General features: G+C 70.3%; 19 protein-coding genes. 9 read left to right on the forward strand and 10 right to left on the reverse strand.

The genetic code is table 11. The annotated features are described in order from the left end of the window. Nucleotides 1–57 precede the first annotated feature (57 nt). Both murJ and ACWD4B_RS14130 read right to left on the reverse strand, forming a co-directional pair. Nucleotides 58–2,268, reverse strand: a complete 2,211-nt coding sequence (murJ, locus tag ACWD4B_RS14125) for a murein biosynthesis integral membrane protein MurJ (protein WP_451420975.1) — start codon at nucleotides 2,266–2,268, stop codon at nucleotides 58–60. Nucleotides 2,269–2,313: 45 nt separating this feature from the next. After that, nucleotides 2,314–4,641 carry a DUF6049 family protein gene (locus ACWD4B_RS14130; RefSeq protein ID WP_451420976.1) on the reverse strand — a complete coding sequence of 776 codons (2,328 nt, stop codon included), beginning with the start codon at nucleotides 4,639–4,641 and terminating at the stop codon, nucleotides 2,314–2,316. Between the two features lie 209 nt (nucleotides 4,642–4,850). Here ACWD4B_RS14130 and ACWD4B_RS14135 point away from each other — a divergent pair, with 209 nt between their 5' ends. Beyond that, nucleotides 4,851–6,308 (forward strand): CCA tRNA nucleotidyltransferase, encoded by a 1,458-nt coding sequence (locus tag ACWD4B_RS14135; protein WP_451420977.1) that lies wholly within the window; start codon nucleotides 4,851–4,853, stop codon nucleotides 6,306–6,308. A gap of 92 nt (nucleotides 6,309–6,400) precedes the next feature. Here the strand turns inward: ACWD4B_RS14135 and ACWD4B_RS14140 are convergent, their stop codons facing one another. From ACWD4B_RS14140 to ACWD4B_RS14155, 4 genes are all read right to left on the reverse strand, one after another. Further along, nucleotides 6,401–6,961: an LppU/SCO3897 family protein gene (locus ACWD4B_RS14140; protein ID WP_451420978.1), complete on the reverse strand. Its 561-nt coding sequence runs from the start codon at nucleotides 6,959–6,961 to the stop codon at nucleotides 6,401–6,403. Nucleotides 6,962–7,071: 110 nt separating this feature from the next. Next, complete coding sequence (locus ACWD4B_RS14145) at nucleotides 7,072–8,340, reverse strand: MFS transporter (protein WP_451420979.1); 1,269 nt, start codon at nucleotides 8,338–8,340, stop codon at nucleotides 7,072–7,074. A gap of 79 nt (nucleotides 8,341–8,419) precedes the next feature. Then, complete coding sequence (locus ACWD4B_RS14150) at nucleotides 8,420–9,502, reverse strand: inositol-3-phosphate synthase (RefSeq protein WP_451420980.1); 1,083 nt, start codon at nucleotides 9,500–9,502, stop codon at nucleotides 8,420–8,422. A gap of 49 nt (nucleotides 9,503–9,551) precedes the next feature. Further along, a complete protein-coding gene (locus tag ACWD4B_RS14155; RefSeq protein WP_336410316.1) occupies nucleotides 9,552–10,139 on the reverse strand; it encodes a PadR family transcriptional regulator in 588 nt (195 codons plus the stop codon). Between the two features lie 385 nt (nucleotides 10,140–10,524). Between ACWD4B_RS14155 and ACWD4B_RS14160 the strand changes: the two genes are divergently transcribed. Together ACWD4B_RS14160 and ACWD4B_RS14165 are read left to right on the forward strand one after the other, a co-directional pair. Then, entirely contained in the window at nucleotides 10,525–13,146 is a 2,622-nt protein-coding gene (locus ACWD4B_RS14160; RefSeq protein WP_451420981.1) for a transglycosylase domain-containing protein, read from the forward strand. 142 nt (nucleotides 13,147–13,288) lie between these two features. After that, nucleotides 13,289–14,791, forward strand: coding sequence for a glycosyltransferase family 87 protein (locus tag ACWD4B_RS14165; protein ID WP_451420982.1), 1,503 nt, complete (start codon nucleotides 13,289–13,291; stop codon nucleotides 14,789–14,791). Nucleotides 14,792–14,827: 36 nt separating this feature from the next. On the opposite strand, the gene ACWD4B_RS14170 is transcribed toward ACWD4B_RS14165, so the two are convergent. The 3 genes from ACWD4B_RS14170 to ACWD4B_RS14180 form a co-directional block, all read right to left on the reverse strand. Then, entirely contained in the window at nucleotides 14,828–15,859 is a 1,032-nt protein-coding gene (locus tag ACWD4B_RS14170) for an alanine racemase (RefSeq protein ID WP_451420983.1), read from the reverse strand. Between the two features lie 54 nt (nucleotides 15,860–15,913). Beyond that, nucleotides 15,914–17,032, reverse strand: a complete 1,119-nt coding sequence (locus ACWD4B_RS14175; protein WP_336410320.1) for a lipid II:glycine glycyltransferase FemX — start codon at nucleotides 17,030–17,032, stop codon at nucleotides 15,914–15,916. A 182-nt stretch (nucleotides 17,033–17,214) separates the two neighbouring features. After that, on the reverse strand, nucleotides 17,215–17,544 hold the full coding sequence (locus ACWD4B_RS14180) for a hypothetical protein (protein ID WP_451420984.1): 330 nt from the start codon (nucleotides 17,542–17,544) through the stop codon (nucleotides 17,215–17,217). 286 nt (nucleotides 17,545–17,830) lie between these two features. Between ACWD4B_RS14180 and rpsF the strand changes: the two genes are divergently transcribed. The 4 genes from rpsF (at nucleotide 17,831) to rplI (ending at nucleotide 19,573) form a co-directional block, all read left to right on the forward strand. Further along, nucleotides 17,831–18,121: a 30S ribosomal protein S6 gene (gene rpsF, locus ACWD4B_RS14185; RefSeq protein WP_030366820.1), complete on the forward strand. Its 291-nt coding sequence runs from the start codon at nucleotides 17,831–17,833 to the stop codon at nucleotides 18,119–18,121. An 81-nt stretch (nucleotides 18,122–18,202) separates the two neighbouring features. Beyond that, nucleotides 18,203–18,793, forward strand: coding sequence for a single-stranded DNA-binding protein (locus tag ACWD4B_RS14190; protein ID WP_451420985.1), 591 nt, complete (start codon nucleotides 18,203–18,205; stop codon nucleotides 18,791–18,793). 78 nt (nucleotides 18,794–18,871) lie between these two features. After that, nucleotides 18,872–19,108 carry a 30S ribosomal protein S18 gene (gene rpsR, locus ACWD4B_RS14195; RefSeq protein WP_004950692.1) on the forward strand — a complete coding sequence of 79 codons (237 nt, stop codon included), beginning with the start codon at nucleotides 18,872–18,874 and terminating at the stop codon, nucleotides 19,106–19,108. An 18-nt stretch (nucleotides 19,109–19,126) separates the two neighbouring features. Beyond that, complete coding sequence (gene rplI, locus ACWD4B_RS14200) at nucleotides 19,127–19,573, forward strand: 50S ribosomal protein L9 (protein ID WP_336410323.1); 447 nt, start codon at nucleotides 19,127–19,129, stop codon at nucleotides 19,571–19,573. Nucleotides 19,574–19,646: 73 nt separating this feature from the next. On the opposite strand, the gene ACWD4B_RS14205 is transcribed toward rplI, so the two are convergent. After that, nucleotides 19,647–20,996: an MATE family efflux transporter gene (locus tag ACWD4B_RS14205; protein WP_451420991.1), complete on the reverse strand. Its 1,350-nt coding sequence runs from the start codon at nucleotides 20,994–20,996 to the stop codon at nucleotides 19,647–19,649. Nucleotides 20,997–21,458: 462 nt separating this feature from the next. Between ACWD4B_RS14205 and dnaB the strand changes: the two genes are divergently transcribed. Both dnaB and ACWD4B_RS14215 read left to right on the forward strand, forming a co-directional pair. Beyond that, nucleotides 21,459–22,940: a replicative DNA helicase gene (gene dnaB / locus ACWD4B_RS14210; protein ID WP_336410324.1), complete on the forward strand. Its 1,482-nt coding sequence runs from the start codon at nucleotides 21,459–21,461 to the stop codon at nucleotides 22,938–22,940. 56 nt (nucleotides 22,941–22,996) lie between these two features. Next, nucleotides 22,997–23,843: serine hydrolase domain-containing protein (locus ACWD4B_RS14215; protein WP_451420986.1), on the forward strand; the 847-nt coding region annotated here is incomplete at its 3' end.

Consider the following 23,843-nt stretch of genomic DNA (forward strand, 5'->3'; position numbering starts at 1 on the left):
TGCCCACAGTCCGGCGCTATGCACGACACACGGCAGCGGGCGATGGTTGTGCTCCGGTCAGCGCCCCAGCCGTCCGCGGACCATACCGACCATGGCGTTCAGCTCGTCGATGCGCATCCGCTTGGCGGCAAGGTAGAACACGGCGACCAGGACCAGACCGCCGCCGATCAGAGCGGCGAGCGAACCTGCGAAGCCGTAGCCCAGAACCTGACCGATTCCGTACGAGACCGCACCGCCGAACAGAGCGGCGGGCAGGCAGGCACCGGCCAGCCTGGCGTAGGTCCGTACGACGCGGGCCCCGTCCAGGTCGCCGCCCAGCCGGTTGCGGAGACGGCGCCAGGCGACGCCCACGCCGATCGCGTAGCCCAGGCCGTAGGACGCGGCCATGCCGGCCACGGCCCAGCGTGCGGGCAGCACGAGGAAACTCAGCCCCGAGGCGGCGGCGTTGACGGCGGCCACGATGACCGTGTTGTAGAACGGCGTGCGCGTGTCCTCGTAGGCGTAGAAGCCACGGAGGATGACGTACTGCGCGGAGTACGGGATCAGGCCGAGGCCGAAGGCCATCAGGATGAAGCCGATGTTGGTGGCGCCGCCGACCCCGGAACCCGAGGCGAACATCAGGGTGGCCGTGGGGACGCCCAGCGCCAGGAAGGCGAAGGCGCAGGGCACGATGGCCACGGCCGAGGTGCGCAGGCCGTGGGAGAGGTCGTCCCGGACGGCCGAGGCGTCCCCGTCGTGGGCGGCGCGGGAGATCCGGGGCAGGACGGCGGTCATCACCGAGACCGTGATGATGGCCTGCGGCATCTGCCAGAGCTGGAGCGCGAAGTTGTAGGCCGTGATACCGGTGCCGGGGTGGCCGGCCTTCTCGGCCGTGGCACCGGCCGCCGTGGCCAGCTGGGTGACCACGACCAGTCCGAGCTGGTTGGCGAGGACGAAGAAGAACGTCCACTTCGCCAGACCGAGGGCCTTGCCCAGGCCCTGGCCGCGCCAGTCGAAGCGGGGACGGATCCGGAAGCCGGCGTCACGCAGGTAGGGGAGCATCGCCAGGGACTGGACGACCAGGCCCAGCAGGGTGCCGATGCCCAGCAGCCGGACGCCCTCGGGCGTGATGGTGGACGCGCTGACGCCGCTGTCGGAGAAGCTGCCGAAGGCCCAGATGAAGGAGCCGAAGGTGGCGATGATGATGATGTTGTTGAGGACCGGGGTCCACATCATCGCGCCGAACCGCTCGCGGGCGTTGAGGATCTGACCCAGGACGACGTGGACGCCCATGAAGAACATGGTCGGAAGGCAGTAGCGGGCGAAGGCCACGGCCACGCCCATCCGGGCCGGATCGTCCGCGATGGTCGGCGACATCATCCTGATGAAGAGCGGTGCACCGAGCACACACACGGTCGTGACGCCCGCCAGCATGACGACGACCAGGGTGAGCAGCCGGTTGGCGTAGGCCTCGCCGCCGTCCTCGTCGTTCTTCATGGCGCGCACCAGCTGCGGGATGAAGACCGCGTTGAGCGCGCCGCCGCCGACGAGGATGTAGATCATCGTCGGCAGGGTGTTGGCGACCTGGTAGTCGTCGTTCAGCGTGCCGACGCCGATCGCCGCCGCCATCACGAGGTTCCGGGCGAAGCCCAGGACGCGGGACACCATGGTGCCCGCGGCCATGACCGCGCTCGACTTCAGCAGGTTGGCCGCCTTGCCGCTCTTCGCCGGGGCCGCGGCCTCCGGCTCCGCTGCGGGCTCCGCGGCCGGCGGCTGCGGGGGCTGGGCGGGCTGGGGCACGAACTGCCCCGGCGCCGGGACCGGCGGCCGGTCCGACGGGCGCTGCGGCTCGTACGGCTGCTGCTGGTCGCGGTAGAGGTGCGCGAAGGCGTCCCGCTGCGGGGGCTCGCCCGGGGCCGCGAAGCCGCCGACGGCCGGGATCTGCGCCGTCGGCTCCTCGACGGGGGTCCGCTGGGGCATGCCGGTCTGCGGGGCCGGGGCCGGGGTCTGCGGCCACGGCCGGGCGCCGGAGGGGTGCTGGGGCACGGCCGGCATCGGGCGGGTGGCCTGGTCGTAGAGCGCGTCGGCCGTCGGGGCGGCCGGGTCCTGAGGTGCGTATGGGGCCTGCGGTGCGTACGGGTCGGCCGTGTACGCGTCCTGGAGGTAGGGGTCCTGGGGGTACGGGGTCCCCTGCTGCGCCTGGGGCTGGGCAGGCGGCACCGGCGGGTACTGGCCCCGCTGCTCACCGCCCGTCCCCGGACCGTGGTCACCGTCGTACGGCGCGTTCATCGCTACCCCACCTCATCGTCGGCGGCCGGCCGGCCCCACAACACGTCAATGTTCCACTTTCTCACCCGGGCCGGACGGGCCACCGCTTTGCGTTCCGGTGTCCACGGCCGGGTCACCCGGCTGCCCGGGCATGTCGTCACCGGGGCCGCCGCTGCCCTCCGGCCCGTCCCCGCCTGTGTTCTCGGGCCCGCCACCAGCGGCTTTGTGCGCTGCGGCGCGCTTGCGCTGGAGGTAGATGCGGAGCCCCGCGAGGACCAGGAGGAGCACGCCTCCGGCGATGACCAGCAGCACCATAGGCGTGATGGAGGTGACATGCACAGTGAAGGTCATCGAGTCGCCGTACTGCTGGCCGTCGCTCGTGAAGAGGCGGGCGGTCACCTGGACGGGTCCGTTGGCGTTGGCCCGCGTCTCGAACTTCACGGACTGGCTGTGCCCGCCCTCCACCTTGACCGGCTGGGCGTTGTCGATCTTGAGGCGGTTCGGCTGGCTGGACTCCAGGACGAGCTTCAGCCCGTGGATCTCCTGCAGCAGGCCGTTCTCGACGGTCACCGGGATCGTCGCGCTGCGGCCCGACAGGGTCGCGTCGGACTTCTTGATCAGCTGCACCTGGCGGGTGAGCTTGTAGAGGTACGCCTGGACGCCGTTGCGGAACTGTCCCGCGCCCTGCGGGTTGCCCCGCCACGACGTGGACATCTCCCGCATGATCGCGCTGCCGAAGGGGGTGACCACCCGGTCCTGGGCGCTGAGGATCACCTTGAAGCTGTCCAGGGTGCTCTGGGTCTTCTGGATCTCCTGGAACGCCCCGGTGGTCAGCTCCTGCGAACGCAGGGCGTCGGGGTACGAGCCGGGTCCGGGCACCTGCTGCGCGGCGTTGGGGTCGGGAGTGGCCCTGGCCGCGTCCCCCAGGTCGAGAGGCTGCGTCCAGCGGCCGTCCGACAGGCCCTTGACCGCCGCGGCCATCGCCTGGGCCTGGCTGGTCGTGGGCATGCGCTGCGGGGCGACGACGATGCTGCGCTCGTTCTCCGGCGCCTGCTTGTTCACCACGAGGCTCTGGGACAGGAACTGCTGCACGGCCAGGGAGGAGTCCCCGGCCCGGATCATCTCGCCCTGGAAGGCGGTGGAGAGCCGGGCGTCCGCGACGATCGCCGTGTTGCCGCCGCCGATCTGCCGGGCGGCGGTGGGGGCGTAGGTGTTGCCGGACTCGCGGAAGCTGTCGCTGCGCGCGATGACGTTGTGGGCGCCCGCCGAGGTGGCGACGTCGACGATGGACGTGTCGACCGCACCGTCCACGGGCCACGCGAAGTCCGTGCGCGGCTTGACGCCGAGGATGGTGTCCACGGTGGTCGAGGCGAGCTCGGTGGCGGACTGGAGGTGGCTGAGGGCGCCGGAGACGTCCTTCCCGCGGTGTGCGAGCGAGGCCAGGTCCGGGTCGGCGAACGGCAGGGCCACCACCTGGTGGTTGGCGACGGCGTCCTGGAGCTGGCCCAGCCACTGCTTGGCGACGGCCTGCCCCCGGCCGGGGGTGCTGCTCTTCCCGTCCGGGGTGCCCACCCGGTAGGGCTTGGTCATGGCCTCGACCGTGGCCAGCAGGTCGGGGTCGACCACCCAGGTGACCGGCAGGGTCTTGCCCAGGGACACGAGCTGCTGCAGCCGGCCGCCCGGCGCCAGGTCGCCCGCGAGGTCGTCGTTGATGAAGACCGGCGTCTGCTGCTGGTCGGACTCGGTGCGCGCGCTCAGGTGCGTGGTCGAGATCAGCGGCCACAGGACGGTGAGCTTGGTCTTCTTGCCCTCGACCGCCGACGGCTGCCAGGGGAGCAGGGTCCGCTGGATGCCCAGCACGCGCTCGTAGGGCTGGTCGGCGGACTGCCCGGAGAGGGTGGCGGCGAGCTGGTAGACGCCGTCCTTGCCGAGGTTCAGGTCTTTCACCGGCAGCGTCAGGCTGAAGTTCTGGCTGACGCCCGGAGCGAGCTTGTCGATCTTCTGCGTGTGGTTGCCGCCCACCTCGGCGCCGTCGGAGCTCGGCGAGAAACCGCCCTTGTCCCCTATGTCGTCGATGTCACTGCGGGTGCCGAGCTGCGATCCCACCCGCAGTCCCACATGGGCGCCGGTGATCGCCGACTTGCCGTTGTTGGTGATCGTGCCCGAGACGGTGAGCGTGTCGTTCTGCGTCGGGGCGACGGGAGTCAGCGCATCGATGGAGACACCGACCGAACGGGTGCCCCCGACGTCCGCGACGTCCGCACGGGCGGCGGGGGCCGTCGGCAGGTGCAGGAGGCCGACGAAGAGCAGGACCCCGAGCAGCACCGCGGTGCGCCGGGCCCACCGGCAGGCAGGAGCGGAAGTCGTCCCCTGGAACTCTGCCGCCTCGGCCACGCGTCGCCCGTCCCTCGTCGTTGTCAGTGGTCGTCGGATGGTGCGTCCCCGAATGGTAACGAGGCCCGCTGCGACGAAGTGCCGCGGACCGCCTTGCAAGATCGACATCCGGCCCCGGGGTCCGGACCGTGCCCGCTGTACGCATGCCGTCACGGAGCGTCCCGTAACGAGGAGGCTGCTCCGCGCGCGGCCACGTACCCTGTTCTGTTGTGCCGAACGCCAACAATGACAGCCACACCCTGCCGTCGACCAACGAGCTCAGCCAGGCGCAGCGCCGTGCCGTGAGCGAGCTCCTGCGGGTGTCCCCCGTAGCCGACGACCTCGCCCGCCGATTCCAGGAAGCCGGGTTCACGCTCGCCCTGGTCGGCGGATCGGTACGGGACGCGCTGCTGGGCCGGCTCGGCAACGACCTCGACTTCACGACGGACGCCCGTCCCGAGGACGTGCTGAAGATCGTGCGCCCGTGGGCCGACGCGGTCTGGGAGGTCGGGATCGCCTTCGGCACCGTGGGGTGCCGCAAAGCGGACTTCGACATCGAGGTCACGACATATCGATCGGAAGCCTACGACCGGACCTCGCGCAAGCCGGAGGTCTCGTACGGCGATTCCATCGAGGAGGACCTCGTCCGCCGTGACTTCACCGTCAACGCGATGGCCGTCGTGCTGCCGGAGAAGACGTTCGTCGACCCGCACAACGGCCTCGAGGATCTGGCCCGGCGGGTCCTGCGCACGCCCGGCACCCCGGAGGAGTCCTTCTCCGACGACCCGCTGCGCATGATGCGGGCGGCCCGCTTCGCCGCTCAGCTGGACTTCGAGGTCGCTCCCGAGGTCGTCACGGCGATGAACGAGATGGCCGACCGCCTGGAGATCGTCTCGGCCGAGCGGGTCCGTGACGAGCTGAACAAGCTGATCCTCTCCGACCACCCCCGCAAGGGACTCCGTCTCCTTGTCGACACGCGGCTCGCCCGCCACGTCCTGCCGGAGCTGCCCGCGCTGAGCCTGGAGCGGGACGAGCACCACCGGCACAAGGACGTCTACGAGCACACGCTGACCGTCCTGGACCAGGCGATCGACCTGGAGGAGAACGGTCCCGACCTGGTCCTGCGCCTGGCCGCGCTGCTGCACGACATCGGCAAGCCGAGGACGCGGCGCTTCGAGCTGGACGGCCGGGTCTCCTTCCACCACCACGAGGTGGTGGGTGCCAAGATGACCAAGACGCGGATGACCAAGCTCAAGTACTCCAACGAGCTGGTGAAGGACGTCTCCCGGCTCGTCGAGCTCCACCTGCGCTTCCACGGCTACGGCACCGGCGAGTGGACCGACTCGGCCGTCCGCCGCTACGTGCGCGACGCGGGGCCGCTGCTGGACCGGCTGCACAAGCTGACCCGCTCGGACTGCACCACACGCAACAAGCGCAAGGCACAGGCGCTGTCCCGCGCCTACGACGGGCTGGAGGAGCGCATCGCCGGCCTCCAGGAGCAGGAGGAGCTGGACGCGATCCGGCCCGACCTGGACGGCAACGAGATCATGCAGATCCTGGGCATCGGCCCGGGGCCGCAGGTCGGCAAGGCGTACAAGCACATGCTGGAGATGCGCCTGGAACACGGTCCGATGGAGCGGGAGGCCGCGATCGCCATGCTCAAGGACTGGTGGGCGGAGCAGAGCTGAGGCGGGATGTTCCGTGCTGATGTTTCACGTGAAACATCAGCACGGGGCAGCAGTGAGGGGCGGTGTTTCACGTGAAACACCGCCCCTCACTGTTACGCCTTGTTGTTGCTCAGACAGAGGGTGAAGCGGTTCGAGCGCTCCTTCCAGGTGAGCGCAGAGGTTGCCCCCTCGACATTGGAGCAGGCCAGCGAGGCCAGGGTGAAGCCGTCGATCTTCTTGAGCACCTTGTAGGCCGCCTTGCTGTCCGTGCAGGGGAGCTTCTTGATCGACGGACTGGAGGTCGAGCCGGTGTTCTGCAGGCAGTCGCCGACGGCCAGCTTGGTGGTGTCGTCGCTCTTGCCGAACAGCCAGCCGCCCACCACGACGACGAGGGCGATGATCGGCACCACGATGTTCCGGATGACTTTCTTCGGGGAACGGCTCGGCATCTGCGGCGGTATCGGTGCCTGCGGGAAGCCGCCGGGCTGACCGTAGGGACCGGGCGGCTGCTGGCCGTACGGGCCGGGAGGCTGTTGCCCGTACGGGCCCTGCGGAGGCTGCTGGGCGTACGGGCCCGGCGGGGGCGCGCCGTACGGTGCCTGCGGCGGCTGGGCGTAGGGATTGCCGCCGCCCTGCTGGGCGTACGGATTCTGATGGGGCGGCGGAGTGGCCACAGATGTCCCCCGAGCTGAAGTGAGCCATGTCGGCACGTGCAGCCCGTACGGTAACCGCCGCTTTTGGCATGTACGCAGCCCGCAACTGTCCTGTGGCCCTGATGTGACACTCAGCGGCGGCGAAATCCCGCCATAGTGGCAGCAATTGCTCCGTAGATGACCGCCACCGTGATGATCAGGGCGGGCGACCTGCCGTCGGGCGGCAGCATCAGGGAGGCGACCGCCGCCGCCCCCACGAAGGCGACGTTGAACAGGACGTCGTACAGCGAGAAGACCCGGCCGCGGAACGCGTCGTCGACGGAGGCCTGGACGATCGTGTCCGTGGTGATCTTGGCTCCCTGGGTGACGAGCCCCAGGACGAACGCGGCGACCAGCATGGGGGCGGGCTCGAAGGGGAGCCCCAGGGCGGGTTCCAGGACCGCGGCCGCCGTGGCGCAGGCCAGTATCCAGCCGAGCCTTCCCAGCCGGCCGACGGCCCACGGCGTGACCACGGCCGCGGCGAAGAAGCCCGCTCCCGAGGCGGCGACCGCATAGCCGAGCATCGCCAGCCCGTCGGACCCGGTGTCCGCCCAGGCGTACCGGCAGAGCATCAGCAGAGTCACCGTCAGGGCCCCGTAGCAGAAGCGCATCAGCGTCATGGCTGCCAGCGCACCGGCCGCGATGCGGCGCTGCGCGAGGTGCCGCACCCCGGCGGCCAGGCCGCGCGCGGTGACCGACAGCGCCGTACGCAGCCGGACGTGGGCAGCGGTGACGTCCGGGCCCAGCAGCCCGACGGGCATGAGCAGGGAGCAGAGGCCGGCACACAGGTACAGCAGCGCCCCGGCGAGCACGACGAGGGCGTCGGAGGCCGTTCCGTGCGGCGCGGCGAGCCGGACGGCGAAGGCGAGGCCGCCGCCTGCCGTGGCCGCCAGGGTGCCGGCCGTGGGGGACAGGGAGTTGGCCATGACCAGGCGTTCCTGGCTGTCGACCACGCGGGGCAGGGACGCCGAGAGCCCGGCGAGGACGAAGCGGTTGACCGCGGTGACCGACAGCGCGGAGACGTAGAACAGCCAGTCCGGCACGCGGGCCGCGATGAGCAGGGCGGTGCAGACGGCCAGGACCGAGCGCAGCAGATTGCCGTGCAGCAGCACCTGTCGGCGGCGCCAGCGGTCGAGCAGCACGCCGGCGAAGGGCCCCAGCAGCGAATAGGGGAGCAGCAGGACGGCCATGGCGGAGGCGATGGCCGCGGGAGACGCCTGTTTCTCCGGGGAGAAGACGACGTGGGCGGCGAGGGCGACCTGGTAGACCCCGTCGGCCGCCTGGGAGAGCAGCCGGACTGCCAGCAGACGGCGGAAATCGCGCAGATGGAGCAGGACGCGAAGATCACGCACTACGGGCATGCCGCCCAGCCTCACACACGGCGCGGGCCTCCGGGTGGATTACCCGGAGGCCCGTGGAGGCGGAGGCTGTGAGCCGTTCCTAGCGCTCGACCTCGCCCTTGATGAACTTCTCGACGTTCTCGCGGGCCTCGTCGTCGAAGTACTGGACCGGCGGGGACTTCATGAAGTACGAGGAGGCGGAGAGGATCGGGCCGCCGATGCCGCGGTCCTTGGCGATCTTCGCGGCGCGCAGGGCGTCGATGATGACACCGGCGGAGTTCGGGGAGTCCCAGACCTCGAGCTTGTACTCCAGGTTCAGCGGGACGTCGCCGAACGCGCGGCCCTCGAGGCGCACGTAGGCCCACTTGCGGTCGTCCAGCCAGGCCACGTAGTCCGAGGGACCGATGTGGACGTTCTTCTCGCCCAGGTCGCGGTCGGGGATTTGCGAGGTGACGGCCTGCGTCTTGGAGATCTTCTTGGACTCCAGGCGCTCGCGCTCGAGCATGTTCTTGAAGTCCATGTTGCCGCCGACGTTCAGCTGCATCGTGCGGTCCAGGACGACGCCCCGGTCCTCGAAGAGCTTGGCCATCACGCGGTGCGTGATGGTGGCGCCGACCTGCGACTTGATGTCGTCGCCCACGATCGGGACGCCCGCCTCGGTGAACTTGTCCGCCCACTCCTTGGTGCCGGCGATGAAGACCGGGAGGGCGTTGACGAAGGCGACCTTGGCGTCGATGGCGCACTGTGCGTAGTACTTGGCGGCATCCTCGGAGCCGACCGGCAGGTAGCAGACCAGGACGTCGACCTGGCGGTCCTTCAGGACCTGGACGACGTCGACCGGGGCCTCGGAGGACTCCTCGATGGTCTGGCGGTAGTACAGGCCCAGGCCGTCGAGGGTGTGGCCGCGCTGGACCGTGACGCCGGCAGCCGGCACGTCGCAGATCTTGATGGTGTTGTTCTCGCTGGCACCGATGGCGTCGGCGAGGTCGAGGCCGACCTTCTTCGCGTCGACGTCGAAGGCGGCGACGAACTCGACGTCGCGCACGTGGTAGTCGCCGAACTGCACGTGCATCAGACCCGGCACGCGACCGTTCGGGTCGGCGTCCTTGTAGTACTCGACGCCCTGCACCAGCGAGGCGGCGCAGTTGCCCACGCCGACGATGGCTACGCGAACCGAACCCATTCCGGTTGCTCCCTGTTTGTACTCGACGAAGCCCTGCGGGGTGCAGGGCTCACTGGTCCGGGCCGGGGCGCTTGTCACGCCCGGCCCGCTCGCTCTCGATCAGCTCGTTCAGCCAGCGGACCTCGCGCTCCACGGACTCCATGCCGTGCCGCTGAAGCTCGAGGGTGTAGTCGTCCAGCCGTTCTCGGGTACGGGCCAGGGAGGCGCGCATCTTCTCCAGACGCTCCTCCAGCCGGCTGCGGCGGCCTTCCAGCACCCGCATCCGGACGTCCCGGGAGGTCTGCCCGAAAAACGCGAAGCGGGCGGCGAAGTGCTCGTCCTCCCACGTGTCCGGGCCGGTGTGGGAGAGGAGCTCCTCGAAGTGCTCCTTGCCCTCCGCCGTCAGCCGGTAGACGATCTTCGCCCGCCGCCCGGCCATGGACGCCGCCCGGGCATCCTCCGGAGCGCTCCCCGCCTCCTCGACCAGCCAGCCGTTCGCCACGAGGGACTTCAGGCAGGGGTAGAGGGTGCCGTAGCTGAACGCACGGAACACCCCGAGCGAGGTGTTCAAGCGTTTCCGCAGCTCGTAGCCGTGCATCGGGGACTCGCGGAGCAGGCCGAGGACGGCGAACTCGAGGATGCCGGAGCGTCTGCTCATGTTTCGCCTCCTTGTCCCCCACAGCCTAATCCCCTAGTCCTTATTGGTCCCTTATGCCGAGCTGATGTATCGACTCGATACATCCAGACGATAGAACGGGGCCGTTGAGCCGACAAGAGGGGGCACGGTGAACGAGGTCACATCACTGATTCGTGGGACAGAACCGGCCTGATTTTTGAGTGAACATCCCCAGTGGGCGGGATTTGGCCGTGCGTAGTCTGTGGGCCATGCAGACCACTGGGAACCGGGTGACGCCCGCAGACGTCCTCGACCCGGAGTCAGTGTGCCCGGCGGCTCGGGGGAAGAGCGGCGGCGCACATCGGGGGGAATGCAAGCCATCTTGCCGCTGTCAGGCGATAGCGCCTGCCCGAGGAGTAGTCGTTCGATGAGCGAACACCGCCGCAAGCCTCCGCAGCCCCAGGGAGGCGGCCGCGCCGCGGCCCGCCGTGCGGCCCAGCAGCCGACGCCGGGCCGGCGAGCCGCGCCGTCCAACAACTCCCCTTCGCCGGGCCTCGGCCGGGCCGACGCCCGCCGTGCGGGCCGGCGCGGCGGGGGAGGTGGAGGAGGCGGGGGAGGCGGACGCAGACGCGCGGCGGAGCCGGCACCGGGCGGAGACGGCCGGGGCCGCAGGGGCAGCGGCCGTCCGGCTGCCAAGCGGTTCATCGACTATCCCCGCGCGGGCAAGTCCGGTGTGCGCCGCTGGATCCCGTCCTGGAAGCTGATGACGGGGCTGTGCCTCACCTTCGTGGGGCTCGTCTTCGGGGCCGTGGGCGTCGCCCTGGCCATGGTGCAGGTGCCGAGCGCGCAGAAGGCCTCGGTCGTGCAGAAGAACGTCTACTACTGGGCCGACGGCAAGCAGATGGTCGTCGCCGGCGGCGGCAGCCTCAACCGGCAGATCGTGCCGATCGCACAGATCCCCAAGTCGATGCAGAATGCGGTGATTTCCGCAGAAAACGCCAATTTCTACCAGGACTGGGGCGTCGACCCCATGGGCGTCGCGCGCGCCATCGTGAAGATGGCACAGGGCGGTGAGACGCAGAGCGGCTCGACCATCACCCAGCAGTTCGTGAAGAACACCTATCTGAGCCAGGAACAGACGGTCAAGCGCAAGGCCACGGAGCTGCTCATCTCCATAAAGGTCGGCGCGACCCAGCAGAAGGACGACATCCTCGCCGGGTACCTCAACACCGCGTACTACGGGCGTGGCGCGTACGGCATCCAGGCCGCGGCGCGAGCGTACTTCGACAAGGACTGCAACAACCTGACGCCGAGCGAGAGCGCGTACCTGGCGGCCACGCTGAACGGCCCGAACCTGTACGACCCGTACGGTGGCCAGGGGCCCGCCGCGACGCCGGAGAAGAACCTCAAGCGCGCCACGGACCGCTGGAAGTGGATCCTGGACCGTGAGGTGCAGACGAAGCACCTGTCGCAGGCCGAGCACGACCAGTGGGTCGCCAAGGGTTTCCCGCAGCCGCAGAAGCCCAAGCCCGCGACCAACAGGGCCGGCCAGATCGGCTACCTCACCGACCTGGCCGACAACTACATCGTCGCCCACTCCAAGATCAGCAAGGCCGAGCTGGACAAGGGCGGTTACCAGATCTACACGACCTTCGACCGCGACAAGGTCGCCGCGCTGACCAAGTCGGTGGAGGACGTCCGCAAGGCCAACATCAAGCCGGACGCACGGGACGTCGACAAGTACGTGCAGTTCGGCGGCGCCTCGGTGGAGCCCAAGACCGGCAAGATCGTCGCCATCTACGGCGGCGAGAACGCGCTGGAGCACTTCACCAACAACGCCGACTACACCGGTGTCCAGGTCGGCTCGACCTTCAAGCCGTTCGTCCTGGCGGCCGCGATGACGCACGGGAAGCGCAACCCGGGCCTCGGCCCGCAGCAGAGCGACAGCCAGCGCACGCTCGTCTCGCCCGAGAGCATCTACAACGGCAACGACAAGCTGACCCTGCGGAACTACGACGGGACCGTCTGGCACGACAAGGACGGCAGCGAGTGGCAGCAGAAGAACGACGGTGACGAGGACCGCGGCCCCATCAGCCTCCGCACCGCCATGCAGTTCTCGGTGAACACCCCCTACATCCAGCTCGGCATGGACGTGGGGACCGACCTGGTCCAGGACGCGGCGCTCAAGGCGGGCCTGGACAAGGACCAGCTGGCCTCCCTCACTCCCACCTTCTCGCTCGGCACCTCGGCGCCCAGCGCAATCCGCCTGGCCGGTGCCTACGGGACCTTCGCGGACAGCGGCAAGCAGGTCGACCCGTACTCCGTCGGCAAGGTCGAGAAGGACGGCAAGGCGGTGTTCGAGCACGAGGAGAAGAGCGCGCAGGCCTTCGACGCGAACGTGGCCAACAACGTCACCGACGTGCTGAGGACCGTGGTCCAGGCGGGCACCGGCACGTCGGCGCAGCTCGGTGACCGCCCGGTGGCCGGCAAGACCGGTACGACCGACGGCAACCGCTCCGCCTGGTTCGCGGGCTACACCCCGCAGCTGTCCACTGCAATCGGCATGTACCGCGTCGACCCCAACGCCAAGCAGCAGGAGTTCCTGTCCATGCGCGGCGTGGGCGGTCAGGCCACCATCCACGGTGCGTCGTTCCCCGCGCAGATCTGGGCCGACTACATGGGACAGGCGCTCAAGGGCGCGCCCGTCGAGCAGTTCGACGCGCCGCAGCCGATCGGTGTGAAGGTCTACGGGGAGGGCGCCAGCCCCTCCCCCAGCGCGGTCGCGCCCGCGTCGCCCTCGGCGACGGCATCCGCGTCGCCGTCGCCGTCGAAGTCCCCGTCCAGCTCCCCGTCGGCGTCCAAGTCCTGCCCCCCGTTCGGCCACAAGGGCAAGTGCGGCGCGAGCGGCGGTGCCGACCAGGGCGCCGCGGGCGGGCCGGGCGGTTCCGGGGACATCGGAGGCCCCGGTGGCGACACCGGGGGCGAGACGCCGGGGCCGAGCCCGTCACGGCACTCGCCGGGCGGACTCTTCGGAGGCCCGAACGGCTGACCGGCGCCCGTCCGGCGCATCCGTCCGGCGGAGCCCGCTCCGCCGACCACTCATCGAGGGCCGTCCCGCCACTGTGCGGGGCGGCCCTCGGAGTTATCCACAGGCTCGGGCAGGGGCGAGGCGGTTACGGCAGGATGGGTCCATGAGCAGCGAGCGCGACGAGCGGCCGGTACGGCCCACGGTGGAGGACGAGGTGGCCGCCGCCGGCAGTGAGCTCATCGGCGGGCCGATGGGCCGCCGGGCGCTGCCCGGCGGGTGGTGGACGCCGGTCAGGGTGATCGCGCTCGTGGCGATCGGGATGTTCGCGCTCGGCATGGTGCAGAAGCTGCCGTGCTACGACCACGGCTGGTTCTTCGGCGCCACCACGCAGTACACGCACGCGTGCTACTCCGACATCCCGCACCTGTACACCGGGCGCGGCTTCGACGCGGGGCTCATTCCGTACTTCGACCGGATTCCCCAGTCCCTCTCCGGCGGCATGGACTACCTCGAATACCCGGTCCTGACCGGCCTGTTCATGGAGGTCGCCGCGCTGTTCACGCCGGGCGGCGGCACCGTCCAGCACCGCGAGCAGATGTACTGGTTCGTCAACTCCGGGATGCTGCTGGCGTGCACCGCGGTCATCGCGGTGTGCGTGGCCCGCACGCACCGGCGCCGCCCCTGGGACGCCCTGCTGGTCGCCCTCGCGCCCGCCTTCGCGCTCACGGCCACCATCAACTGGGACCTCTTCGCGGTCGCGTTGACCGCTGCCGCGATGCTCCTGTGGTCGCGCGGCCGGGGGATCGCGGCGGGCGTCCTGATCGGGCTCGCCGCCGCGGCGAAGCTGTATCCCCTGCTGCTGCTCGGGCCGTTGTTCGTCCTGTGCCTGAGGGCGGGGCGGCTGAGGGCCTTCACGGGCGCGGCCGTTGGTGCGGCGGGCGCCTGGCTGGTGGTGAACCTGCCAGTGATGATCACCCACGATGCCGGCGGCTTCCGCATCCGCGAAGGATGGGCGAAGTTCTACACCTTCAGCCAGGACCGGCCGGTCGACTTCGGATCCGTGTGGCTGTTCATCTCGCAGCGCACGGGCAATCCCCTGGACGACGCCAACACCTATGCGTCGCTGCTGATGGTCCTCGGCTGCCTGGGCCTGGGCGCCCTCGCCCTGTGCGCCCCCAGGCGGCCGCGCTTCGCGCAGCTGGCCTTCCTGGTCGTGGCGCTCTTCATCCTGGTCAACAAGGTCTATTCGCCGCAGTACGTGCTCTGGCTGGTCCCGCTCGCGGCGCTGGCCCGGCCCAAGTGGCGCGACTTCCTCGTCTGGCAGGCCTGTGAGGTCCTGTACTTCCTGGGCATCTGGTTCTACCTGGCCTACACGGGAAGCGGCGACAAGCACCAGGGCCTGCCGCCCGAGGGCTATCAACTGGCCATCGTCGTGCACCTGCTGGGCACGCTCTACCTCTGCGCCCTGGTCGTCCGGGACATCCTGATGCCCGAGCGCGACGTCGTGCGGCGGGACGGATCAGACGACCCCTCCGGGGGCGTCCTGGACGGCGCGCCGGACATGGTCGTGGCCGGCGCCGCCCGCCGGGCCCGGCACGCGGCGTACCCGCAGGACAGGGCCGACGGCACGCGCGTCCAGTGGGGCACCGGGAGCCGCAACCCGTAGGCGGCGGTCCCGGCTCCCCGTGTCAGGGGGGTCGGATCAGTGGTCGACGATGCGGTCGAACTGCGTGGTGGTGTGCCGCAGATGGGCCACCAGCTCGTCCCCGACCTGGGGGGCGGGCGCGTCGGCCGGCACGAAGAGGATGGAGACCTGCATGTGCGGGGGCTCCGCGAACCAGCGCTGCTTGCCCGCCCAGACGTACGGCGCGAGGTTGCGGTTCATGGTGGCCAGGCCCGCGCGGGCCACGCCCTTGGCGCGCGGCATCATGCCGTGCAGCGCCTTCGGGGCCTCCAGGCCGACACCGTGCGAGGTGCCGCCGGCCACCACGACCAGATAGCCGTCGCCGGCCGCCTTCTGCTGCCGGTAGCCGAAGCGGTCGCCCTTGGACACCCGGGTGACGTCCAGGACGGCGCCGCGGTACTGGGTGGCGTCGTGGTCGCCGAGCCACAGCCGGGTGCCGATCCGGGCGCGGAAGCGGGTCTGCGGGAACTGCTGCTGCAGCCGGGCCAGTTCGTCGGCCTTGAGGTGGCTGACGAACATGGTGTGCAGCGGCAGGTGGGCGGCGCGCAGCCGCTCCATCCAGGCGGCCACCTCGTCGACGCCGGAGGTGCCGTCGGCGTGGTCCAGCGGGAGGTGTATCGCGAAGCCCTCCAGGCGCACGTCCTCGATGGCCGCGTGCAGCTTGGGCAGGTCCTCCTCGCTGATGCCGTGCCGCTTCATGCTGCTCATGACCTCGACGATCACGCGGGCGCCGACCAGGCCGCGTACCCCCTCGACCGAGGAGACGGAACGGATGACGCGGTCCGGCAGCGGCACCGGCTCCTCGCCGAGCCGGAAGGGCGTGAGCACCAGCAGGTCGCCGCTGAAGAGGTCCTTGACCGTGGCCGCTTCGTAGGTGGTGCCGACGGCGAGGAGGTCGGCGCCCATCCGGGTCGCCTCATCGGCCAGGCGTCCATGCCCGAATCCGTAGCCGTTGCCCTTGCAGACCGGGACGATCCCCGGAAACTGCTGGATCACGGACTGCTGGTGTGCCCGCCAGCGCGCGGTGTCGACATAGAGCGTGAGCGCCATCGCCGGTCCCGAAACCTTTCCCTCGGTGTGGATGAAGCAGTCGGAGCAGCCGGCTCAGCGGCGCGACATGTAGATGTCGAGGGCCTTGTGCAGCAGCTTGTTGAGCGGGAAGTCCCACTCGCCGAGGTACTCGGCAGCCTCGCCGCCCGTGCCGACCTTGAACTGGATGAGACCGAAGAGGTGGTCGCTCTCGTCCAGCGAGTCACCGATGCCGCGCAGGTCGTAGACGGTGGCGCCCAGCGCGTAGGCGTCCCGCAGCATTCGCCACTGCATGGCGTTCGACGGGCGCACCTCGCGCTTGTGGTTGGCGGAGGCGCCGTAGGAGTACCAGACGTGCCCGCCGACGATCAGCATCGTCGCGGCGGCGACGGCCTCGCCCTCGTGCACGGCGAAGTACAGCCGCATGCGGTTGGGGTCCTCGGAGTTGAGGGCTGTCCACATGCGCTGGAAGTAACTCAGCGGGCGCGGGCGGAACTTGTCGCGCTCGGCGGTGATCTCGTACAGGTGCTGCCAGGTGGCCAGGTCCTCGTAACCGCCCTGGACGACCTCGACGCCGGCCTTCTCGGCCTTCTTGATGTTGCGGCGCCACAGCTGGTTGAAGTTCTTGTGGACGTCCTCCAGCGAGCGGTTCGCCAGCGGCACCTGGAAGACGTAGCGCGGCTGGACGTCGCCGAAGCCGGCGCCGCCGTCCTCGCCCTGCTGCCAGCCCATCCGGCGCAGCTTGTCGGCGACCTCGAAGGCGCGCGGCTCGATGAAGGTCGGCTCGACGTCGCGCAGCCGCTTCACGTCCGCGTCGGCGATGCCGCCCTTGATCGCGTTGGCGTCCCAGCGCCGGATGACCACGGGCGGGCCCATCTTCACCGAGAAGGCGCCCTGCTGCTTGAGGTGGGCCAGCATGGGCTGGAGCCAGTCCTCGAGGTTCGGGGCGTACCAGTTGATGACCGGACCCTCGGGGAGGTAGGCCAGGTAGCGCTTGATCTTGGGCAGCTGGCGGTAGAGCACCAGACCGGCGCCGACCATCTGACCGGTCTTGTCGAACCAGCCCAGGCTCTCGGAGCGCCACTCGGCCTTCACATCGGCCCACGCCGGCACCTGCATGTGACTCGCCGCGGGCAGGCTCTGGATGTACGCCAGATGCTGCTCTCGGCTGATGGTCCTCAGGGTCAGGCTCATTGCGGGGCGCTCCTCGGCAGGTGTGTCCCCAGGGTCGGGGCTCCGGCTCTCGCGCCGAAGCCTACTGCGACGGTGGAGCGACCCGTTTGGCCGTACGGCCCTGCGGCCTCGCCCGGCCCTGCCCTCGTACCCGGCCGCGGGGCCGGGTACGAGGACATTACGACGGCAGGGGCGGGCTGCCGCTAGCCGATCAGGCCTCCGAAGGGCCCGCCGTGCGCGATGCCCAGGAAGAGGCCGATGGCCGAGGCGCCCAGCCCGATGATCAGCAGGAAGCGCTCGCCCGTCGTGGCCGAGATGAACTGGCCCCAGGCGCCGCTGAGCACGCCGGCCAGCCCGGTCCACGAGCTGAGCAGGTGGAGGTTGCTGAACGCGGAGGAGATGAAGGCGACGGCGCCGAGCACGACCGTCACCGCGACGAAGGTGTTCTCGACGGGATGGGTCTTCCCGTCGCTGTTGAGAACGGCATTGACCAGCGCGCGGGGGCCGCGGGGCTGCCGTACCGCCTGTGTCATGGGCTACCTCCTGAAGGCAGGCGGCGCTGTGTAGCGCCGGTCACACCCGACGGGTCCAGACTCGGTGCCCGGCAGCCGGATTTCAACCGGACGCCGGAGTGCGGGTACTGTGTACGGTCTGCACCGGTGTCTGCCCAGACCCAGCTTCGGTCCCAGAGGCACCCCCAGGGGCGACCTGCGGGACTTCCGCTGAATGTCAGTGTCGGCCGATACCGTTGCTTACGCATCACGACCCTCCTGCCACGGATCGACCGTGGCCGCTGAGTCCAAAGGAGGTGGGTTCCACATGCGTCACTACGAGGTGATGGTCATCCTCGACCCCGATCTCGAGGAGCGCGCTGTCTCCCCGCTGATCGAGAACTTCCTCTCCGTCGTCCGTGAGGGCAACGGAAAGGTCGAGAAGGTCGACACCTGGGGCCGTCGTCGTCTCGCTTACGAGATCAAGAAGAAGCCCGAGGGCATCTACTCGGTCATCGACCTGCAGGCCACGCCTGCGGTCGTCAAGGAGCTCGACCGCCAGATGAACCTGAACGAGTCGGTCCTCCGGACCAAGGTCCTCCGTCCCGAGACCCACTGAACCCCAGCGGTTCAGAGGTAATCGGGCTGCATCACGAGTAGCAACAAGCAGCCAGCAGCACACCCGCCGAGAGGTTCATCCATGGCAGGCGAGACCGTCATCACGGTCGTCGGCAATCTCGTCGACGACCCCGAGCTGCGCTTCACCCCGTCCGGTGCGGCGGTCGCGAAGTTCCGCATCGCGTCCACTCCCCGCACCTTCGACCGCCAGACCAACGAGTGGAAGGACGGCGAAAGCCTCTTCCTCACGTGCTCGGTGTGGCGGCAGGCGGCGGAGAACGTCGCCGAGTCGCTTCAGCGCGGCATGCGCGTCGTCGTGCAGGGCCGGCTCAAGCAGCGGTCCTACGAGGACCGCGAGGGCGTCAAGCGCACGGTCTACGAGCTCGACGTCGAAGAGGTCGGGCCCAGCCTGAAGAACGCCACGGCGAAGGTCACCAAGACCACCGGTCGCGGTGGCCAGGGTGGCTATGGCGGCGGCAACGGCGGTGGCCAGGGCGGCGGCTGGGGCTCCGGTCCCGGCGGCCAGCAGCAGGGCGGCGGCGGGGCTCCCGCCGACGACCCCTGGGCCACCGGCGCTCCGTCCGGCAACCAGCAGGGCGGCGGCGGAGGCGGCTGGGGCGGCGGCTCCGGCAACTCCTCCGGCGGCGGCTACTCGGACGAGCCGCCCTTCTAGGCCCCCAGGGGCCCGGGCCGGCCGCAGGGCCGCCCGAGGGCGTCAGCACAAAACTTCTTGATTCACAGGAGAGAGACAATGGCGAAGCCGCCTCCGCGCAAGCCTAAGAAGAAGGTCTGCGCGTTCTGCAAGGACAAGACCGCTTACGTGGACTACAAGGACACGAACATGCTGCGGAAGTTCATTTCCGACCGCGGCAAGATCCGTGCCCGTCGCGTGACCGGCAACTGCACCCAGCACCAGCGTGACGTCGCCACGGCCGTGAAGAACAGCCGTGAGATGGCGCTGCTGCCCTACACCTCGTCCGCGCGATAAGGGAAGGGTGACCAACTAATGAAGATCATCCTCACCCACGAGGTCTCCGGCCTCGGTGTCGCCGGCGACGTCGTCGACGTCAAGGACGGCTACGCCCGCAACTACCTGGTCCCGCGCGGTTTCGCGATCCGCTGGACCAAGGGTGGCGAGCAGGACGTCGCTCAGATCCGCCGCGGTCGCAAGATCCGTGAGATCGCCACGATCGAGCAGGCCAACGAGATCAAGGGTCAGCTCGAGGCTGCCAAGGTCAAGCTGGCCGTCCGCGCCGGCGAGGCCGGCCGCCTGTTCGGTTCGGTGACCCAGGCCGACATCGCCTCGGCGATCAAGGCTGCCGGTGGCCCGGACGTGGACAAGCGCCGCGTCGAGGTCGCTGCGCCGATCAAGACCCTCGGTGCCCACCAGGTGTCCGTGCGTCTGCACGCCGACGTCGTCGCCAAGCTCGGCGTCGAGGTCATCGCGGCCTGACCGCTGCACTGGCCGTGAAGGGCCGCACCCCCTGCGGGGTGCGGCCCTTCCGCCGTTTCCAGCACCTGGCACGTCACGAGCCGGACGTGCGCACCGCTCCCGTGACGATCCAGCGGCCGGAGCGGGCCCGCTGCCACAGGGTGGCCAGGCGGACCGCCATCATCAGCGTCATCGCCCACCACAGCACGGTGAGGCCGCCGCCCAGTCCCGGCACCAGCAGGGCGACGGGGGCGAAGACGCCGAGGGTGGCCAGCATCGCCCAGGCCAGGTACGGCCCGTCGCCCGCGCCCATCAGCACGCCGTCCAGGACGAACACCACTCCCGCCACCGGCTGGCTCACGGCCACCACGAGCAGGGCGGGCAGCAGCGCGTCGCGGACGGCCGGGTCCGAGGTGAAGAGCGGGACGAACAGCGGCCGCCCGGCCACCACCAGCAGCCCCAGCACCAGGCCCGAGGCGATGCCCCACTGCACCATGCGGCGGCACGCGGCCCGGGCGCCCGCGGGGTCGTCCGCGCCGAGGTACCGGCCGATGATCGCCTGCCCGGCTATCGCGATCGCGTCCAGCGCGTAGGCCAGCAGGCTCCACAGGGTCAGCACGACCTGGTGGGCGGCGATGTCCTCGTCGCCGAGCCGGGCGGCGACCGCGGTGGCGATCAGCAGCACGGCCCGCAGCGAGAGCGTACGGACCAGCAGCGGCACGCCCGCCCGGGCACAGTCCCGGATGCCTGCGGCGTCGGGCCGCAGCGAGGCGCCGTGCCGCCGCGCGCCGCGGACGACGACGGTGAGGTAGACGGCGGCCATCGCGCACTGTGCGATCACGGTGCCCCAGGCGGAGCCGGCGATGCCGAGGCCCGCGCCGTAGACGAGGGCGACGTTGAGGCCGGCATTGGCGGCGAAGCCGCCGACGGCGACGCAGAGCGGCGTCCGGGTGTCCTGGAGCCCGCGCAGCACGCCCGTGGCGGCGAGGACGGCCAGCATGGCGGGGATGCCCAGGGCGCTGATGCGCAGGTACGTGACGGCATAGGGGGCCGCGGCCGGGGACGAGCCGAAGAGCCCGGCCAGCGCGGGCGCGGTGAGCAGCACGGCGGCCGTGACCGCGGCCCCGAGCATCAGGGCCAGCCAGATGCCGTCCATGCCCTGCCGGATGGCGGAGGGGAGGTCCCCCGCGCCGACACGGCGGGCGACGGCGGCGGTGGTGGCGTACGCGAGGAAGACGAAGACGCTGACGGCGCTGGTGAGCAGGGCCGCGGCGACGCCGAGACCGGCGAGCTGGGGAGTGCCGAGGTGGCCGACGATCGCGCTGTCGGCCATGACGAAGAGGGGTTCCGCGACGAGCGCGCCGAAGGCGGGCACGGCGAGGGCGAGGATCTCGCGGTCGTGCCGGCGGAGGCTGCGCCGGCCGAGCACGGGGGCCTGGGTTATGGGGCCGTCCAAATCTTCGCTGTCCAATCTTCCACAGGTAAGCAGCCTCTCTACTCTACGCCCCTTACTTGCCGGGGCTGGGTGTGATCTTCTCTGCGCCGTTTGTCGCGATCTCCGACGGACGGCGGAAGTTTTTCTCCTCAACAGCCGGTGGATGGCATCTGTGCAGGTCAGAAGGGTGAGCTGCGGGTGATTGTGTGTTTGTCCACAGCAGTTTCCCCCGTGCCGTGCACAGGTTCCGGGGGGTTCTCCACAGGATGGGGCCCGTCATCCACACCGCCTGTGGATAACCAGATTGGCTGACGGTGCCGACGGGCCTACCGTGGACCGGCGCCCCGCGCCTGTTCCGGCCGCGCACCGGACCCCGCGACAGCCGGAGTCGGGCGTCTTGATTGTCGGAGCCGTGCCGTAGGAATGAGGGGCACGGTGAGGTCCGCCCCGCGGACGGGAGGAGGTGGCAGGGTGAGCATTCACGAGCCCATGGACGACCCCTGGGCCGACAGCGGCCCCGGCGACCGGCTCCCGGTCTCCCGCCCCCGCCGTGGCGAGGGCAAGGGCGGCGGCCGTGGCGATCAGCACGAGCGCGGCGGCGAGGAGGGCGGCTGGGACCGGGGCGCCGGCTTCGAGCGCGTCCCCCCGCAGGATCTCGACGCCGAGCAGTCCGTCCTCGGCGGCATGCTGCTGTCCAAGGACGCCATCGCCGACGTGGTCGAGGTCCTCAAGGGCCACGACTTCTACCGCCCGGCCCACGAGACGGTCTACCAGGCCATCCTCGACCTCTACGCCAAGGGCGAGCCCGCCGACCCGATCACCGTTGCGGCGGAGCTCACCAAGCGCGGCGAGATCAACCGCGTCGGCGGCGCGGCCTATCTGCACACCCTGGTGCAGTCCGTCCCCACCGCGGCCAACGCCGAGTACTACGCCGAGATCGTCCACGAGCGGGCCGTGCTGCGCCGCCTGGTCGAGGCCGGCACCCGCATCACCCAGATGGGATACGCGGCCGACGGCGACGTCGACGACATCGTCAACAACGCCCAGGCCGAGATCTACGCCGTCACCGAGCAGCGCACCAGCGAGGACTACCTCCCCCTCGGCGACATCATGGAGGGCGCGCTCGACGAGATCGAGGCCATCGGCTCGCGCAGCGGCCAGATGTCCGGCGTCCCCACCGGCTTCAGCGATCTGGACGCCCTCACCAACGGCCTCCACCCCGGCCAGATGATCGTCATCGCCGCCCGTCCCGCCATGGGTAAGTCCACCCTCGCGCTGGACTTCGCCCGGGCCTGTTCGATCAAGCACGGGCTGCCCAGCGTGATCTTCTCCCTCGAAATGGGGCGCAACGAGATCGCGATGCGTCTGCTGTCGGCCGAGGCCCGGGTCGCCCTGCACCACATGCGCTCGGGCTCCATGACGGACGACGACTGGACGCGCCTGGCCCGCCGGATGCCCGACGTCTCGGCCGCCCCGCTCTTCATCGACGACTCGCCGAACCTGTCGATGATGGAGATCCGCGCCAAGTGCCGCCGCCTCAAGCAGCGCAGCGACCTCAAGCTCGTCATCATCGACTACCTCCAGCTGATGCAGTCCGGAGGCGCCCGCCGCCCCGAGAGCCGTCAGCAGGAGGTCTCGGACATGTCCCGTAACCTCAAGCTCCTCGCCAAGGAGCTCGAGGTCCCCGTGATTGCGCTGTCGCAGCTGAACCGTGGTCCCGAGCAGCGCACGGACAAGAAGCCGATGGTCTCGGACCTCCGTGAATCGGGTTCGATCGAGCAGGACGCCGACATGGTCATCCTGCTCCACCGCGAGGACGCGTACGAGAAGGAGTCGCCCCGCGCGGGCGAGGCGGACATCATCGTCGGCAAGCACCGTAACGGCCCCACGGCCACCATCACCGTGGCCTTCCAGGGCCACTACTCGCGCTTCGTGGACATGGCGCAGACCTGATCCGGGCCGCGCGACATGGGCGTGCGGCACAAATCGGGCCTCATTAGGGTGCGTTCATGAACGTCTCGCCCGTACACGCCGTGTCCGAAGAGTCCGCCGACCTGCTCCCCGCCACCCGTCGTGCCCTGCTGCACCGGGTCGCCGTCGCCCAGACGAAGGGCCGCGCCCCCTCCCTCGTGGGGGCGGTGGTGCGGGACGGGCGCACGGTGTGGACGGCCGGGCGGGGCAGCGTGGCCGGGGCGGTGCCCGGGGCGGACACCCAGTACCGGATCGGCTCGATCACCAAGACCTTCGTGGCCGTTCTCGTGCTGCGGCTGCGCGACGAGGGGCTGCTGGGGCTCGACGACCGCCTCGGCAGCCACCTCGGCACCCCCGAGGGCGGCGAGGCGACCATCGCCCAGCTCCTGGCGCACACCTCCGGGCTCGCGGCGGAGACGCGGGGCCCGTGGTGGGAGCGCACGGACGGCGCCCTGCGCCCCGGGCTCGGCGACGTCTTCGGCGAGCGCCCCCGGGTCCATGCGCCCGGCCGCACCCACCACTACTCCAACCCCGGATACGCCCTCCTGGGCGCCCTGGTCGAGCAGCTGCGCGGCGAGAGCTGGTACACCGTGCTGCGCCGCGAGGTGCTGGAGCCGCTCGGCATGCACCGCACGACGCTCGCCCCCGAGGCACCGCACGCCGAGGGCTGGGCCGTTCACCCCTGGGCGGACGTCCTGCTCCCCGAACCGCTCACCGACACCGGGCGGATGGCGCCCGCCGGACAGCTCTGGTCGACGGCGGCCGACCTCGGCCGGTTCGCCGCGTTCCTGCTGGACGGCGACGAGCGGGTGCTGCGGAAGAGCTCGCTGGAGGAGATGCGGGTGCCGGAGACCGCACCCCAGGGGCCGGACCGGGCGGGCGGCT

The sequence above is a fragment of the Streptomyces sp. NPDC002536 genome, from assembly GCF_053594995.1.

Bases quoted from the DNA above. Each gene is read 5' to 3' on its own strand.
- murJ (WP_451420975.1), bottom strand. From the start codon at position 2,268: ATGAACGCGCCGTACGACGGTGACCACGGTCCGGGGACGGGCGGTGAG.
- ACWD4B_RS14145 (WP_451420979.1), bottom strand. From the start codon at position 8,340: ATGCCCGTAGTGCGTGATCTTCGCGTCCTGCTCCATCTGCGCGATTTC.
- ACWD4B_RS14150 (WP_451420980.1), bottom strand. From the start codon at position 9,502: ATGGGTTCGGTTCGCGTAGCCATCGTCGGCGTGGGCAACTGCGCCGCC.
- ACWD4B_RS14155 (WP_336410316.1), bottom strand. From the start codon at position 10,139: ATGAGCAGACGCTCCGGCATCCTCGAGTTCGCCGTCCTCGGCCTGCTC.
- ACWD4B_RS14160 (WP_451420981.1), top strand. From the start codon at position 10,525: ATGAGCGAACACCGCCGCAAGCCTCCGCAGCCCCAGGGAGGCGGCCGC.
- ACWD4B_RS14165 (WP_451420982.1), top strand. From the start codon at position 13,289: ATGAGCAGCGAGCGCGACGAGCGGCCGGTACGGCCCACGGTGGAGGAC.
- ACWD4B_RS14170 (WP_451420983.1), bottom strand. From the start codon at position 15,859: ATGGCGCTCACGCTCTATGTCGACACCGCGCGCTGGCGGGCACACCAG.
- ACWD4B_RS14175 (WP_336410320.1), bottom strand. From the start codon at position 17,032: ATGAGCCTGACCCTGAGGACCATCAGCCGAGAGCAGCATCTGGCGTAC.
- ACWD4B_RS14180 (WP_451420984.1), bottom strand. From the start codon at position 17,544: ATGACACAGGCGGTACGGCAGCCCCGCGGCCCCCGCGCGCTGGTCAAT.
- rpsF (WP_030366820.1), top strand. From the start codon at position 17,831: ATGCGTCACTACGAGGTGATGGTCATCCTCGACCCCGATCTCGAGGAG.
- ACWD4B_RS14190 (WP_451420985.1), top strand. From the start codon at position 18,203: ATGGCAGGCGAGACCGTCATCACGGTCGTCGGCAATCTCGTCGACGAC.
- rpsR (WP_004950692.1), top strand. From the start codon at position 18,872: ATGGCGAAGCCGCCTCCGCGCAAGCCTAAGAAGAAGGTCTGCGCGTTC.
- rplI (WP_336410323.1), top strand. From the start codon at position 19,127: ATGAAGATCATCCTCACCCACGAGGTCTCCGGCCTCGGTGTCGCCGGC.